We start from the raw sequence: 14,365 nt of genomic DNA on the forward strand, positions 1-14,365 counted from the left end.
TATTTATTTTATATTTATTGACATGCTCAAAACAAAAAACGAGCGACTTCATTCGCCCGTTTTTTGTCATCCCGTTATTCCGCACTTAATTGACTTTTTAATTGCTGCACAATCATTGGATTCGCAGGTGCTGCCGGTTTGTAATAACTTTTTTGCTTTGCGTACTCATACATATTACGTTGGCGCATCTCATCTTGATTACGAATTTGAATTAACGTTTGATGTAACTGCTCATTATCAGACTGAGCAATATAATTTGCATAGCTTGTTAAACTTGCATTTAATCCTGCTAAATAATCATTTACCATATCTTTTTCATTCATGTTCCGCTTCCTCCTATCCTAGGAAAGTCATTAATTGCTGTTTCGTATTTCGTGCATCTTGCGCATCCTTTTGTAACATTTGTTTCAATTGTGGATCTGTACACGTTTGTGCATACTGCTCCAACTTGTTAATAATTGTTGCGTGTCCACCGATCAAATGACGTAAATTTTCTACTTCAAGCTCTGTTAAATTTTGCATGGAATACTCCTACCTTTCTTCTTTCATTCTTCTTTAGTATTCTGTTTTTTTCAAATCGTATTCATTAAAAAGCTTTCTTACATTTCAAATCCATCACATCTATTTATAAATACAAATAAATGTTATAATTACAGAAAAATACAATTCCCCCCCTTATGTTACCTTGATAATTTACAAATATATTAAGAAGAGGTGCCTATGCAAAGAACATTTAAAGTTATCTTTTTCATCATTTACACTATCCTATATATAAAATTACTAATTGATGTATTAACTTTAAAACCACTATTCACCTCTATACCTTTACATATGTTATTTCTCATTTGTTTTCTATTTTTAGCACTTAAAGATTATAAAAATCGTAACACTACATTTTTCTTACTATTTATTAGTGCGACTCTATTAGTAAGTATTAGTTTAATTAAAAATACCCTTTTATAAACTTTACACACTAAACACAAAGGAGCAATGATTATGAAAATCCACGACTTTCTTACAAAAAGCCAAGAAACTTATGATTCTGATCCAAGCCAAGACCCTTTCGTATTTACGTTTTTCAATTTCGTATTAGCAATATATACATTTCTAAAACCTGCTAAATAATCATTTAAGTAAAAAGAGCCTCTAAACGATTAGAGGCTCTTTTTACTTAAATTCCTTTCCGCTTCTTCAATCGCCCGTTGCATTTGTATTAACGGATTTTCAATCATTTTCCCATGTCCTGTCGCCAATAAAGACGGCTTATACTCCAGCAATTTCTGCGCGCTTGCTAATGAAACTTCTGCATCCCACGTACCAAACATAGGAAACGGGAAAAGCCACTTCAACTGTCCTGCTACCGCTAATCCTCCTCTCGTTTGAAACGCATCTCCAACAATGAGTGCATCATTTCTTGTGTCTAAAAACGCCATTGATCCCGGTGTATGACCTGGAGCTCCAATCGCTACAAGAGAACCAACTTTATCTCCCTCTTGAAGAAGAATATCTGGAATCGTCTTTATCTTTTTTGACACACCCACTTTTACCTGCTTGCCTGGTTCTCCTAATTGCAATGACAAATCTCCTTCAAGTAAACTTGCATCTCTCTTAGAAATATAGACTGGAACATCGGGCATCTCTTGCTTTATCGCATCAAGTGCTCCTACATGGTCATCATGCGCATGTGTAATAACGATATTCGTAATCGGTTTTCCTATTTTCCGAGCTGATTGTAAAATCTTCTTTGCACAAATCGGTAAAGCCGCATCAATTAAAGTTAATCCTGTCTCTTCTTCAACGAAGTAACAGTTAATTGGAAATAGACGCGGTAAAAATGCGATTTGATGAACTGTTTCTACGCTTATTACCTTCATCTTCTTTACCTCCATAAAAAGAGCTGTTTACACATACATATGTAATACAGCTTTATTCAAGAATTCAGCAATAAAAAACCAGTAGCCAATCGGCTACTGGTTCTCTTTCATCTATTAAACTGTATAACGCTCATCTTCTAAAATTTTCGCAGCGATTTCACGTTTCTTTGGAATTACGTTAAGTGGTGTGTGGCGAGTTAATTTACGTAATGATGATAACATCATGCGCAGCATGTCGCCGTTTTCAACTGCGATAAGTGTTTCTTTCGCATCTGCTTCGATTTCGTTAAATGCTTCTTGGCAGAATACTTCAGTGTATAACACTTTTTGTTTATTCTTTTCAAGACCAGTTGTTTTAATTGCTTTTTCTGTACGAAGAACAGCTGATTCCATTGCGTATAGGTTACTTACGATGTCAGCGATATTCACAAGAATTTCTTGCTCTTTATCTAATGCTTTACCGTATTTTTGAGCCGCTAATCCAGCTACCATTAAACCAATTTTCTTCGCATTAGTTACTAAATACTTTTGAAGTGCTAATGGCTCATCGCCTACTTCTTCTGGCATCATCATCATTAACTCTTCTTGTAATTTTTGTGCTTTTTGAAGAAGTGGTAATTCACCTTTCATCGCTTTACGTAAGAACGTACCTGGTACGATTAGGCGGTTAATTTCGTTCGTTCCTTCGAAAATACGGTTAATACGAGAATCGCGGTACATTCTTTCAATCTCGTACTCTGCCATAAATCCGTAACCACCGTGAATTTGAACACCTTCATCTACTGTATAATCTAGTACTTCAGAACCGAATACTTTATTTAAAGAGCACTCGATTGCATATTCAGCGATAGAAGCCGCTACTGCTTTACCGTCTTTTACTTCTTCTTCAGATAATGTGCTCATGCGGCTTTCGAATAAACCTACTGTACGATATACAGAGCTTTCAGCTGCATATGTTTTTGCTGCCATATTCGCAAGTTTCTCTTGAATTAATGGGAAGCGAGCGATTGGTTGCTTGAACTGTTGACGTTGGTTTGCATATTGTGCTGAAATTTCTACTGCACGTTTCGCAGATCCAACTGTACCAACACCTAATTTATAACGGCCGATATTTAAAATGTTGAAAGCGATAATATGACCTTTACCGATTTCACCAAGTAAGTTTTCTTTCGGTACTAATGCATCTTCTAAAATTAACGTACGAGTTGAAGAACATTTAATACCCATTTTCTTTTCTTCTGGGCTTGTAGATACGCCAGCATATTCTTTCTCTACGATAAATGCTGAGAAGTGCTCTCCATCAATTTTTGCATACACGATAAATACGTCAGCGAATGCAGAGTTTGTAATCCATTGTTTTTCACCGTTTAATACGTAATGTGTACCTTCTGCATTTAAACGTGCAGTTGTTTTTGCGCCTAATGCGTCAGATCCTGAACCTGGCTCTGTTAATGCGTATGCAGCTAATTTTTCACCAGTTGCAAGTAATGGTAAATACTTTTTCTTTTGCTCTTCGTTACCGAATAATACGATTGGTAACGATCCGATACCTACGTGAGCACCGTGAGTAATTGCAAAACCGCCAGCGCGAGAGAATTTCTCTGCGATTAACGCTGAGCTTACTTTATCAAGACCAATCCCGCCGTACTCTTCTGGTACGTCAGCGCCTAATAAACCAAGCTCCCCAGCTTCTTTTAAAAGACGAACAGAACGATCAAACTCATGTTGTTCTAAATATTCAAGCTCTGGAAGAACTTCATTTACGATAAAGTCCTCTGTCGTTTTTGCAATCATTTTATGCTCAGATGAAAAATCTTCTGGCGTAAACACTTGATCAATCGTAATCTCATCTACTAAAAAGCTACCGCCTTTAACCGCATTTCCTACTGTTTTTTCCATGAAAATTTCCTCCTTCATATTTTCATGAGCCGCTTCTTCCGTTTTGAAAGAAGCTAGCTCTCAATTTTATTTTTTATGAACCTTGGTTGCTTCCATTCTTTGCATTGGCGTCTCCTCGTTCTGAGCGAGCCACTTGCACTTTTTTATAATCTAGTTCCAGCGGCTAGAATGTTCGGTGGCTTCGCTTCTTCCTGCGAGGCAAAGAGCGCCTCTACGTCTGAAGCTCCATCCCCCTCACATTCTGAGCGAGCCGCTTACACTTTTTTTCATAATCCAGTTCCAGTGGCTAGAACAGTCGGTCGTTTCACCCCTTCCTGTGAGGCAAAAAACGCCTCTTCGTCAGGGCTTCCAACGCCCTCCTGTTCTAAACGAACCACCTGCACTTTTTAAAGTAATTCAAATACTCCCGCTGCTCCCATTCCGCCGCCGATACACATTGTTACGATACCGAATTGTTCGTTGCGGCGTTTCATTTCGTGAATAAGAGATAGTGTTAGTTTTGCTCCTGTACAACCAAGTGGATGTCCAAGTGCGATTGCACCACCGTTTACGTTTACTTTTTCTTCATCTAAACCAAGTTCACGAATAACTTGAATTGATTGAGAAGCGAATGCTTCATTTAGTTCGAATAAGCCAATATCAGATAGCTCTAAGCCAGCTAGTTTTAATGCTTTTGGAATTGCAGCGATTGGGCCGATTCCCATTACTTCTGGTGGTACGCCAGCTACTGCAAATGAACGGAATTTCGCAAGCGGCTTCATGCCATCGCTCACTGCTTTTTCACGATCCATTAATAGTACAGATGCTGCACCGTCACTCATTTGTGAAGAGTTACCAGCTGTTACAGAACCGCGAACGTTAAATGCTGGACGTAATTTACCTAAAATGTCTAGCGACGTTTCTGCTCTTACACCTTCGTCTTGTGCGAAAATGATTGTTTCTTCTTGCAGTTTATTGTTTGATCCAACAGTACGTAACGTTACATCTACAGATACTGTTTCATCAGCGAAGTTACCTGCAGCTAATGCTTTCGCAGCACGTTGATGACTTCTTACTGCAAATGCATCTTGTTCTTCACGAGAAATTCCATATTTCACAGCAACTTGCTCTGCTGTATGTCCCATACCCATATAATATTCTGGAGCTGCTTCTACAAGGCGACTATTCGGACGAACAACGTGTCCCATCATTGGAACTAAACTCATTGATTCTGCCCCGCCTGATAATACAGCTTCAGAGTGACCAAGCATAATACGCTCTGCTCCGTAAGCGATACTTTGTAAACCTGAAGAACAGTAACGGTTAATCGTAATAGCTGGAACATCGTAAGAAAGTCCTGCTAATCCGCCGATATTACGAGCCATATTTAAACCTTGCTCTGCTTCTGGCATCGCACAACCGAAAATTAAATCATCGATTGGTCCTTCATAATTCGCACGCTTTAACGTTTCCTTTACTACTAATGCCCCTAGATCGTCAGGACGAACTGTTTTTAATGAACCCCTCTTTGCTTTTCCAATTGGTGTTCTTGCTCCCGCAACAATGACAGCTTCTCTCATGAACGATATCTCCCCTCGTTATTAGTTACGTAATGGCTTTCCTTTTACAAGCATGTGCTGCATTCTTGCTTGTGATTTCATCTCACTTACTAAGCTAATAAATGCTTCACGTTCTACATCTAATAAATACTGCTCATCAACTTCTGTTCCGTACGGTACTTTTCCGCCCGCAATGACATATGCAAGTTTCTTCGCAATGTGAAGATCATGTTCAGAAATGTAACCTGATAAATGCATTGCTTCTGCACCAAGTACAAGAGTTGCATATCCTGTTTCACCAACAACTGGTATCTTTTTACGGATTGGTGCTTTATAGCCAGCTTCATATAAAGCAAGTGCTTTTTGTTTCGCATCATATAGTAAGTGATCACCATTCACACTAATACCGTCTTTATCGCCTAAGAAGTTGTTCGATACAGCTTCTTGTGCCGATGTAGAAACTTTCGCCATCGCTACAGATTCGAATACTTTATTCGCAACTTTTTGCAGATCAAACTCTACACCGTTTGGCATTTTATTTAAGTGTTTAATGTATAGCTCTTTATTACCGCCTCCGCCAGGGATTAAGCCAACACCAACTTCTACTAAGCCCATATACGTTTCACTAGAAGCTTGAATGCTAGCTGCTGGTAAGCAAACTTCTGTACCTCCGCCAAGCGTCATACCATATGGTGCTGCTACAACTGGCTTAGAAGAGTACTTAATTTTCGTCATTGCATCTTGGAAGTTTTTCACAACCAACTCAATTTCAAAGTAGTTGTCATCTTGTGCTTCCATTAAGATCATTGCTAGGTTCGCACCAACGCAGAAGTTCTTCGATTGGTTACCGATAACAAGACCTTTATAATTCTTTTCTACTTCATCAACAGCGTAGTTAATCATTTGCGTAATATCCATACCGATTGCATTGCTCTTCGAATGGAATTCTAAGCAAAGGATGCCGTCACCTAAATCAATTAAGCTCGCTCCGCTATTTTTCTTTAATACGCCATTTTTCGCTTTTAATTGCTTAAGAGAAATTGCCTTTTTATTACGTTCGATTAGCTTATATTCGCCATTATCGTAATAGTAGCTATCTCCGTTATCATGTTTGTAGAAAGTAGTGAAACCTTTCTCTAACATTTCTTTCACCCAAGTCGGAACAACTACGCCGTTTTCTTCCATCTTTTGAACAGATTTTTCAACACCAATTGCATCCCACACTTCAAATGGCCCTTGCTCCCAGCCGAAGCCCCACTTCATCGCTTGGTCAATTGCAACGATATCGTCAGCAATCTCTTTATGAAGTTTTGCAGAGTATAAAAGAGTTGGTGTAATGATGTTCCATAACAACTCTCCTGCACGGTCTTTCGCGTATACAAGCGCTTTCAATTTATTCGCTAATCCTTTTTCTTGTTTACTTAACTCTACGGATGCAGCTTTTAATTTTTTACGCGCTTCGTATTCCATCGTTTCAGGATTTAATTCTAAAATTTCTTTTCCTTGTTTTAAGAAGAAGCCTTGACCCGTTTTACTTCCAAGCCATTTTTTCTCAAGCATGTCATGCATGAAAGCTGGTACTTTAAATACATCACGCTCTTCTTCTTGTACGTTTTCATATACGTTATTTGCAACGTGTACGAATGTATCTAAACCGACAACATCTAATGTACGGAACGTCGCGCTCTTCGGACGACCAATAAGTGGGCCTGTTACAGAATCAACTTCCCCAATGCTATAGCCGCGTTTTATCATCTCTTGAAGAGTTACTAATAAACCGTACGTACCGATGCGGTTTCCAATAAAGTTTGGTGTGTCTTTTGCGATAACAACGCCTTTTCCAAGAACGTCTTCGCCAAATAGTTTCATGAAGCTTAATACTTGTGGATCTGTTTCTTTCGTCGGTATTACCTCTAGAAGTTTTAAATATCGTGGTGGGTTAAAAAAGTGTGTGCCTAAGAAGTGTTTCTGGAAGTCGTCTGAACGACCTTCTGCCATTTTTTCAACTGAGATGCCTGACGTATTCGAGCTTACAATAGAACCCGGTTTACGAACAGCGTCTACTTTTTCAAATAATTTCTTTTTAATATCTAAGTTTTCAACTACTACTTCAATAATCCAATCTACATCAGCTAGACGCTCAAGATCATCTTCTAAGTTACCTGCTTCAATCAGTGCTAAATTTCCTTTCACTGTCAGAGGAGCTGGTTTTTGCTTTAATAATTTTTGCACAGCCGTATTACTAAAACGATTTCTCACACTTTTATGTTCTAATGTAAGTCCCTTCGCTTCCTCTTCTTTTGTTAGCGCAGGTGGTACAATATCAAGCAATAATGTCGGAATACCAATATTAGCTAAGTGTGCCGCAATCCCTGAACCCATTACGCCTGAACCTAGAACAGCAGCCTTTTTAATTTGGAACATCCAATTCTCCCCCTATTCTTGAATGAATGCTCATTCAATTTTTCGACATAAGTCGCAATCAATGAGTGAGCCTCTACTAATAAATATATGATACTGTTTAAATTTTCGCAATATATTTATTGATAAAATTTTCTGAAATAAGTATTTTTCTTTCATTTGGCTATGCTATACATGTGTATTTTCTTTGTTTAAATGCACTTTTCCTTTTTATAATCTGACGAAACTGGAGGAATATATATGGCAAAACTTAAGAAGAACCCTTCAAAGGCTGGAATTAGTGCAGCTAGTGTAACTGGAAATGCAGGTCCGCATAATCACGGTGTTGAAAAAGGACGCCAAAGTAATAATCAACAATATAAGAAGCATAATATGGGCGAAAAATAACGCTATATTTTTGGGCAGAGAACGTGGCATAATGATTAATGGCTGCTTTTTCTGCCCAATTTATTTGTACATATGGAAAACAAAAGAGGGAACGATGATGAAACGAACAATAGTTATGATTGTAATGATTGCCACACTATTTACAGGGATGATTTTCTTCTCTTATGCACAAAGGCAACAATCTGTAAGAGCTGATCAACCTAATATTACTGGGCAATACGGAGTTACAATCGATGCAGACACAGGTGAAATTTTGTATGGGAAACGTGAAGACGAACGCTCTTATCCGGCTAGTATAGCCAAAATGATGACAACCCTTCTTTTACTAGAGAATGTAAAAGAAGATGAAGAAATTACAGTTACAGAAAACGCAATTAAAACAGAAAGTCAAAGCAAGAAAATTAAACTTCGTGCTGGAGAAAAATTAAAGCGTGATGAGGCATTAAAACTTATGCTTATCATTAGTGCAGATCCAATAGCTGAATCAATTGCAGAACATATCGCAGGATCAAAAAATGAATTTGTGAAAATGATGAATGCTAGAGCGAAGGAACTCGGTACAAAGCATGCGACTTTCAAGAACGCAAGTGGTGCTGATGCACTTGGAAATAAAGTATCGCCATATGACATTGCTATTATTACGAAAGAAGCATTAAAGTATCCAGTTGTTTTAGAATATATGAATTCAACACGTACAACTCTACATACTTCAGAACGCTCTCCAAACATCGCAAACTACGGACGAGAAGAACTATATAACGATCCATATGCGATTGGAAGTAAAAGCGGTCTATCGGCACTTGGCAAATATACAGTCGTAACAGTGGATGAAAAAGACGGTAAACGCGTCATTAACGTCGTATTATCTTCTACTCGCGCGCAACTATATCCTGATACGAAGAAAATGGCACATTATGCATTTCAGCAATTAAAATAACCAAGGAGTATTTTCTCCTTGGTTATTTTTTAACCATACCTTTTAATACGAACGCAACGTTTGCTGGACGCTCTGCTAGACGGCGCATGAAATATCCATACCAGTCGTTTCCATAAGGTACGTAAACACGCATTTTGTAACCCTCTTTTACTAGCTCAAGTTGACGCTCATTACGAATACCATATAACATTTGGAATTCAAATTGATCCCTTGGAATATTATGTTCTTCAGCAAGTTTTTTTGTATATTCAATAATCGCTTCGTCATGTGAAGCAATTGCAGTATAATTTCCATTTAATAAGTGCATTTTAATAATCTTTTTATAATTGTCATCTACATCTTTCTTGTCCGGGAACGCCACTTCTTCAGGTTCTTTATAAGCTCCTTTTACAAGACGTAAATTAGGTTTATAAGCATTTAAGTCCTCAATATCTTTTTCTGTACGATATAGGTAAGCTTGAATAACAGTACCAATATTATCGTACTCAGATTTTAACTGTTTAAAGATATCAATTGTCTTTCCGCAGCGTGTATAATCTTCCATATCAATTGTAACGAACACACCATTTTCTTTTGCAGCTTCTAAAATACGGCGCATATTGTTCATTACGATTTCATCAGAGATATCTAATCCCATAGAAGTCATCTTTAAAGAAAGCTGCGAATCAAGACCTTCTCTTCCAATTGCACGGATCGCTTCAATCGATTGGTTAGCCATTTCATTTGCTTCCGCTTCATTATCAACGAATTCACCTAAATAATCGATTGTTACACAAAGACCTTGCTTATTTAATGCCTGAATGGCAGCTGTCGCTAATTCAATCGTCTCCCCTGCGACGAAGCGACCTGCACCAAAGCGTAAACCGTACTTTTTAGCCAGTTTTGTTAGCGCTTTATTTTTAGATAAGAAAAGAAACGAATTTCGCATTAATTGTTCCATGTAATTCACCCCTATGACTGTAATTTATCTGTTTTTTACCCCTCTTCAAAATTATATCATTGTTTAAAATTATTGGATACAAATAATTATTTAGATAATTTATAAAATACTATAAAAACATTTAAAAACCTATATTCTCGCATGTAAATATGAAGGGAATATTTTTCGACATTTAGAAAAAACGGGTTTACTAGGGCAAAAATAGGCATACCGAAAATATTCGACAGGCCTATAAAACCCCTTAATATTCCATGTAAATTATATAAGGATATTAATAAGAAAAACTTAAAGTAGCATCACCTAAGTTTATCCCGCTATTTGCCGGGCAGTAAGACCCCCACTGATTAAAGTTTCACTTTATTTACTTCTCATTTCGCTTCTCTTCATTCAGCCTTTTAATATCCGTAATTAACTGCACCATCTCTTCTTTCGCATCTGGATAAGTTTCATTCCAATGCTTCACTAAAGCTGGCATCGTCTTCGCTATGTAAGAATAAAGTGCCCACTTCTTTACCTGTTCTTTTCGCTCTTCATTACTCTCGCCAAGTAACAGCTCAGTGTATTTCTCTAGTAAACCGTCAAACTGCTCGTTAAACTTTTCACTCATTTTATTTACCTCCTATATGAAAAAAGCAGCGAAGATCGCTGCTTTTTCTTATAATTTTGATCGGACAGAGTTTAATTTTTTCTCCATTGTGCTTACTTTATCACGACGATCATCAATACGAATCGTTGTTGCAACACGCTGTGCACCTTTCGTATATGGAACTTCATGCATTTGTTGAATTACTTCTAGAATGACAGGAAGATCTCCTTCAATAATTGTATTCATCGGTGTTAATTGATACTTCACGCGATCCGCATTTTTCTCTAGCACCTTTTGTACTTCTGCTACATATTCACTAACACTTGGATTACCTGTTCCTACCGGAATAATCGATACGTCAACAATTGCCATAGTAGTCTTCCTCCTATAATCGCTTCTTATATATCCATTGTCTATTTTACCGAAATCCTCATCATTTTACTAATATGTTACTCTTCCACTTTAAACTGCTCAACTAATCTTTCTAAATCTTTCATATGCTCTGTCAAACTTTCCATCGTGTGGGCTACCTTTTCTAGATGATTCACCTGTGATTCCGTTGCAGCGTGTACCTCTTCAGAAACAGCTGCACTTTCTTGACTCGTACCAGCAATTGTATGCATTACCGCTGTAATTTCTCCTTGCTCGTAACCTATGTTATGTACCTCTTCTACAATTTTTTCAACTGAAGTACTAATCGTATTTACAACTGACATAATTGTGCGGAACTCCATTTCTGCCTCTGTCGTCACTTTATTTTGCACATCTGCAATGTCTTTCAATTTACTTACAACTTCTACAACCCTTTTTACTTCTACTTGCACATCACCAATCATCGTTGTGATTTCTCCGGTTGCCTCTTTTGATTGTTCCGCTAATTTCCGAACCTCTTCAGCAACAACAGCAAATCCCTTACCTTGCTCACCTGCACGTGCAGCTTCAATTGAAGCATTTAAAGCAAGCAAATTTGTTTGATCTGAAATACCTTTTATAAGCTCAACCACATTTTGAATCGATCCAACTCTTTGTTCTAACTTACCCGATGCTTCTTCTGTATGAACAACAATCGAAGATGATTGCCCCCTTGTACGGACTAAGTTCCTCATTGTATTTAACCCTTGCTTAGATGCCTCTTCCGCTTTGCCAGCCACTCCTTTTATTTCACCAACGGAGCTATTCATTTGTTCCACTGACTCCGCCATATTCTCGAGTTGAGCTGAAACTTCATCCACACTATTCGCAAGAGTAGAAGCTCCTCCGCTCACATCATCCATTGCTCCTGAAACTTCTCTACTAGCCGCTACTGTTTCGTTCGTTAAATAATGTAAACTATTCGTTGATTGTTGCACTGTTGATACGCTGTTTTTAATTTTACTTACCATTTCATTCATTTGTTCAACCATATCATTAAAGTGCTTCGTCAACTCTCCAACTTCATCTTTACTTGTCACTTTCATTCGCAGCGTTAAATCGCCTTCTGCTACTTTTTGAACGTGATTCTTTAATAATTGCAGTGGTCTTGCTAATCTTCTTGAGAACAAGTAGGAAGCTACGATTCCAACTAATAAACTAATACATGCCATTATAATAACTGTATTTCTCGTACTATTTAATAGCCCATCGATCGTTTCTTTCGGATAAAAGATTCCTATCGTCCATTTCATCGTATCAAATGATTGACTATAAACAACTACATCTTCACCTTTTATTGTAGTGACCGCATATTTTGTTACCTCTTTATTTAAGCTCTTTATAAGTGGCTCTTTAGAAACATCTTTCCCTATCTTTTCTGGATAAACAAGAGCCATATTTTTATCATTTATAATAAACATTTCTCCGTCATTATTGTATTGAATATTGTGAAGCAACTTCTGAATCGTCCCAAGCGATACATCCATCGCAACAACGCCTAATACAGACCCATCTTGAGCTGTAATTGCTTTAGAAACACCTACACTTAACTTTCCTGTTGCAATTTCATAAGAAGGTTGTCCCCAATGGACCTTTTTTACATCAGCCTCTGAATCTTTATACCATGGTCTTGTCGTTGGATCATATCCTTCTGGCACTTGCCCACCTTCAGCAAGATTGGCACTTAATGTTTTTTTATCTTTCGTACCAATATATAAATCTAAAATACCAGGATGATTCTTTTTATACTCCGCAAACTCTTTCGTTAAAAACGCTTCCTCTTCTGGAGTAACCCCACCTTGAAGTATATTACGAATCATCTCACTGTTCGCGTAATACCCCATATCTTCATCCGTTCTTTGAACAAATGTCGTAAGTTGCTCTGTCACAAGATCCATCGCATTTTGAGAATACTCGTCTAAGGAACGCACTTCCTTTTCTTTCTGTAATTGATACACAGCTGTACCCAATATTACGAACATCATAGAAATAAGAACTGAAAACACTACCGCAATTTTTAAACGTAAACTTCTTAACATCTTCCCCCCAGCATCCCCTTCGCATTAAATTAAAAACTCATTAATCATTATATTAAGTATAATAGATAAAATTAAAAAATTGAAATTAATTCTCACCTTAATACAATTAGAAAAAGGAATACCACTTGTGCAAAAACAAATAGTTCATTATCCTTAAAATATAATCTCATTCGTTCGGAGGGAACTATGTTACAAAAATTCGGTTTCTCACAATATGAAAGCCAAGCTTATGAAGTTGTCGTATCAAGCAATGAACCATTAGATGCTACAACAATTGTGAAGCATTCAGGTGTTCCAAAAGCAAAAATATATGAAGTACTAGCACGCCTAATCGATAAAGGAATGGTAATGGATTCTGTTTCAGAAAAGAAAAAATTGTATACAGCATTACCACTAAAGCTAGCAATTGAAAAATTAACGACAGAATTTCAATCAAATATTAAAGAACTGGAAACAAATATATCAAAAAAATCATTTACAGATGACCGTGTTTGGAGCTTAAAGATGCAATCTTCTATTCGAGTTCAAAGTAAAGAACTCATTGAAAGTGCAAAAGAATCAATCCGTATTTCAGCTTGGAATGATACTCTTTTAGAATATCTTCCTTTACTAGAACAAAAAGCAAAACAAGGTGTTCAAATTGAATCCCTTATTGTTGGAGAAGTAGAAACAGACTTAGAAAACATGCATTTTCTAATCCCAGCTGAAGAGCCTAATGCATTAGAGCGCTACTTGCTACTCATCGTTGACGATCGTGAAATTTTATTTGCTGGCGTAGAACAAGAGTCATGGCAAGCGATGAAAACAATGTCACAACCTTTCGTAAAGTTCTTTACAGAATTTTTCTATCACGACGTTGCACTTGCAAAGATTACTCAAAAACACCACGATCTCTTTATGGAAGATGAGGAAATTAAGAGTTTGTTGATGAAGTTGAGGTACTAATTAAATAATAAAAAGGAGTCTAGTTTTTCAACTAGACTCCTTTTTCAGAGTGTTGGGAAACCCTTTAGGGTTCCCCACACTCTGGAATCATTTTGATTTTAGCGAATAAAAACAACATAAAATAATAGAGTTTCAAAAAAATAGCCCTCCACCAGACCTTTTTTGGTCAGATGGAGGGCTATTTTTTTCATGTTTTGACAAGTTGCGGTAAGATAAGCCTGCATTTGGACAGACTTCAGCCCCCGAAATCGAGCATATCGATAGCCATGTAGTTCTTTGGCGTCCGCAAAGCTTCGCTCTATAGTTGAACAGCGTACTTTGTACAACTTTTTCCCTGTAACTGTTAGTTTGTTTTTTCTAGCGATATCCTTATATTTCTCCCATATAT

General features: G+C 37.3%; 14 protein-coding genes and 1 pseudogene. 4 read left to right on the top strand and 11 right to left on the bottom strand.

Translation table 11 applies throughout. The features are described from left to right. Positions 1–74 precede the first annotated feature (74 nt). A complete protein-coding gene (locus C4S65_RS23640) occupies positions 75–323 on the bottom strand; it encodes a spore coat protein (protein ID WP_001002987.1) in 249 nt (82 codons plus the stop codon). Positions 324–336: 13 nt separating this feature from the next. Further along, positions 337–522, bottom strand: coding sequence for a hypothetical protein (locus tag C4S65_RS23645; RefSeq protein ID WP_001180555.1), 186 nt, complete (start codon positions 520–522; stop codon positions 337–339). Between the two features lie 474 nt (positions 523–996). Between C4S65_RS23645 and C4S65_RS35355 the strand changes: the two genes are divergently transcribed. Continuing rightward, a complete protein-coding gene (locus C4S65_RS35355) occupies positions 997–1,125 on the top strand; it encodes a hypothetical protein (protein WP_000690679.1) in 129 nt (42 codons plus the stop codon). A gap of 29 nt (positions 1,126–1,154) precedes the next feature. On the opposite strand, the gene C4S65_RS23655 is transcribed toward C4S65_RS35355, so the two are convergent. From C4S65_RS23655 to C4S65_RS23675, 4 genes are all read right to left on the bottom strand, one after another. Then, positions 1,155–1,874, bottom strand: coding sequence for an MBL fold metallo-hydrolase (locus C4S65_RS23655; protein WP_000864823.1), 720 nt, complete (start codon positions 1,872–1,874; stop codon positions 1,155–1,157). A 114-nt stretch (positions 1,875–1,988) separates the two neighbouring features. After that, positions 1,989–3,791 carry an acyl-CoA dehydrogenase family protein gene (locus tag C4S65_RS23660; protein WP_002008874.1) on the bottom strand — a complete coding sequence of 601 codons (1,803 nt, stop codon included), beginning with the start codon at positions 3,789–3,791 and terminating at the stop codon, positions 1,989–1,991. Positions 3,792–4,159: 368 nt separating this feature from the next. Continuing rightward, positions 4,160–5,332, bottom strand: coding sequence for an acetyl-CoA C-acetyltransferase (locus C4S65_RS23670; RefSeq protein ID WP_001206339.1), 1,173 nt, complete (start codon positions 5,330–5,332; stop codon positions 4,160–4,162). Between the two features lie 21 nt (positions 5,333–5,353). Then, entirely contained in the window at positions 5,354–7,735 is a 2,382-nt protein-coding gene (locus C4S65_RS23675; RefSeq protein ID WP_000486369.1) for a 3-hydroxyacyl-CoA dehydrogenase/enoyl-CoA hydratase family protein, read from the bottom strand. Between the two features lie 237 nt (positions 7,736–7,972). On the opposite strand from C4S65_RS23675, the gene C4S65_RS23680 reads away from it, so the two are divergent. Continuing rightward, positions 7,973–8,119 carry a YuzL family protein gene (locus C4S65_RS23680; protein ID WP_002034611.1) on the top strand — a complete coding sequence of 49 codons (147 nt, stop codon included), beginning with the start codon at positions 7,973–7,975 and terminating at the stop codon, positions 8,117–8,119. Between the two features lie 97 nt (positions 8,120–8,216). Then, on the top strand, positions 8,217–9,056 hold the full coding sequence (locus C4S65_RS23685; protein WP_000831484.1) for a serine hydrolase: 840 nt from the start codon (positions 8,217–8,219) through the stop codon (positions 9,054–9,056). A gap of 22 nt (positions 9,057–9,078) precedes the next feature. On the opposite strand, the gene C4S65_RS23690 is transcribed toward C4S65_RS23685, so the two are convergent. The 4 genes from C4S65_RS23690 to C4S65_RS23705 all read right to left on the bottom strand — a co-directional run bounded on the left by C4S65_RS23690 (position 9,079) and on the right by C4S65_RS23705 (position 13,032). After that, positions 9,079–9,996 carry a proline dehydrogenase gene (locus C4S65_RS23690; RefSeq protein WP_061666025.1) on the bottom strand — a complete coding sequence of 306 codons (918 nt, stop codon included), beginning with the start codon at positions 9,994–9,996 and terminating at the stop codon, positions 9,079–9,081. Between the two features lie 361 nt (positions 9,997–10,357). Further along, entirely contained in the window at positions 10,358–10,603 is a 246-nt protein-coding gene (locus C4S65_RS23695; protein ID WP_001290588.1) for a YusU family protein, read from the bottom strand. Positions 10,604–10,651: 48 nt separating this feature from the next. After that, positions 10,652–10,954, bottom strand: coding sequence for an MTH1187 family thiamine-binding protein (locus tag C4S65_RS23700; protein ID WP_001018860.1), 303 nt, complete (start codon positions 10,952–10,954; stop codon positions 10,652–10,654). Positions 10,955–11,031: 77 nt separating this feature from the next. Next, complete coding sequence (locus C4S65_RS23705; RefSeq protein ID WP_000946357.1) at positions 11,032–13,032, bottom strand: methyl-accepting chemotaxis protein; 2,001 nt, start codon at positions 13,030–13,032, stop codon at positions 11,032–11,034. Between the two features lie 186 nt (positions 13,033–13,218). Here C4S65_RS23705 and C4S65_RS23710 point away from each other — a divergent pair, with 186 nt between their 5' ends. Next, positions 13,219–13,977 carry a TrmB family transcriptional regulator gene (locus C4S65_RS23710; protein ID WP_000939479.1) on the top strand — a complete coding sequence of 253 codons (759 nt, stop codon included), beginning with the start codon at positions 13,219–13,221 and terminating at the stop codon, positions 13,975–13,977. Between the two features lie 87 nt (positions 13,978–14,064). On the opposite strand, the pseudogene C4S65_RS23715 reads toward C4S65_RS23710, so the two are convergent. Further along, a pseudogene (locus C4S65_RS23715) lies at positions 14,065–14,365 on the bottom strand (transposase); the annotation flags it as partial.

The sequence above is a fragment of the Bacillus sp. ok061 genome, assembly GCF_900108285.1.
GTDB classification, from domain to species: domain Bacteria; phylum Bacillota; class Bacilli; order Bacillales; family Bacillaceae_G; genus Bacillus_A; species Bacillus_A thuringiensis_S.

Coding starts and splice junctions, on each gene's coding strand:
- C4S65_RS23680 (WP_002034611.1), top strand. CDS start 7,973: ATGGCAAAACTTAAGAAGAACCCTTCAAAGGCTGGAATTAGTGCAGCT.
- C4S65_RS35355 (WP_000690679.1), top strand. CDS start 997: ATGAAAATCCACGACTTTCTTACAAAAAGCCAAGAAACTTATGATTCT.
- C4S65_RS23690 (WP_061666025.1), bottom strand. CDS start 9,996: ATGGAACAATTAATGCGAAATTCGTTTCTTTTCTTATCTAAAAATAAA.
- C4S65_RS23700 (WP_001018860.1), bottom strand. CDS start 10,954: ATGGCAATTGTTGACGTATCGATTATTCCGGTAGGAACAGGTAATCCA.
- C4S65_RS23640 (WP_001002987.1), bottom strand. CDS start 323: ATGAATGAAAAAGATATGGTAAATGATTATTTAGCAGGATTAAATGCA.
- C4S65_RS23660 (WP_002008874.1), bottom strand. CDS start 3,791: ATGAAGGAGGAAATTTTCATGGAAAAAACAGTAGGAAATGCGGTTAAA.
- C4S65_RS23685 (WP_000831484.1), top strand. CDS start 8,217: ATGAAACGAACAATAGTTATGATTGTAATGATTGCCACACTATTTACA.
- C4S65_RS23655 (WP_000864823.1), bottom strand. CDS start 1,874: ATGAAGGTAATAAGCGTAGAAACAGTTCATCAAATCGCATTTTTACCG.
- C4S65_RS23705 (WP_000946357.1), bottom strand. CDS start 13,032: ATGTTAAGAAGTTTACGTTTAAAAATTGCGGTAGTGTTTTCAGTTCTT.
- C4S65_RS23710 (WP_000939479.1), top strand. CDS start 13,219: ATGTTACAAAAATTCGGTTTCTCACAATATGAAAGCCAAGCTTATGAA.
- C4S65_RS23670 (WP_001206339.1), bottom strand. CDS start 5,332: ATGAGAGAAGCTGTCATTGTTGCGGGAGCAAGAACACCAATTGGAAAA.
- C4S65_RS23695 (WP_001290588.1), bottom strand. CDS start 10,603: ATGAGTGAAAAGTTTAACGAGCAGTTTGACGGTTTACTAGAGAAATAC.
- C4S65_RS23675 (WP_000486369.1), bottom strand. CDS start 7,735: ATGTTCCAAATTAAAAAGGCTGCTGTTCTAGGTTCAGGCGTAATGGGT.
- C4S65_RS23645 (WP_001180555.1), bottom strand. CDS start 522: ATGCAAAATTTAACAGAGCTTGAAGTAGAAAATTTACGTCATTTGATC.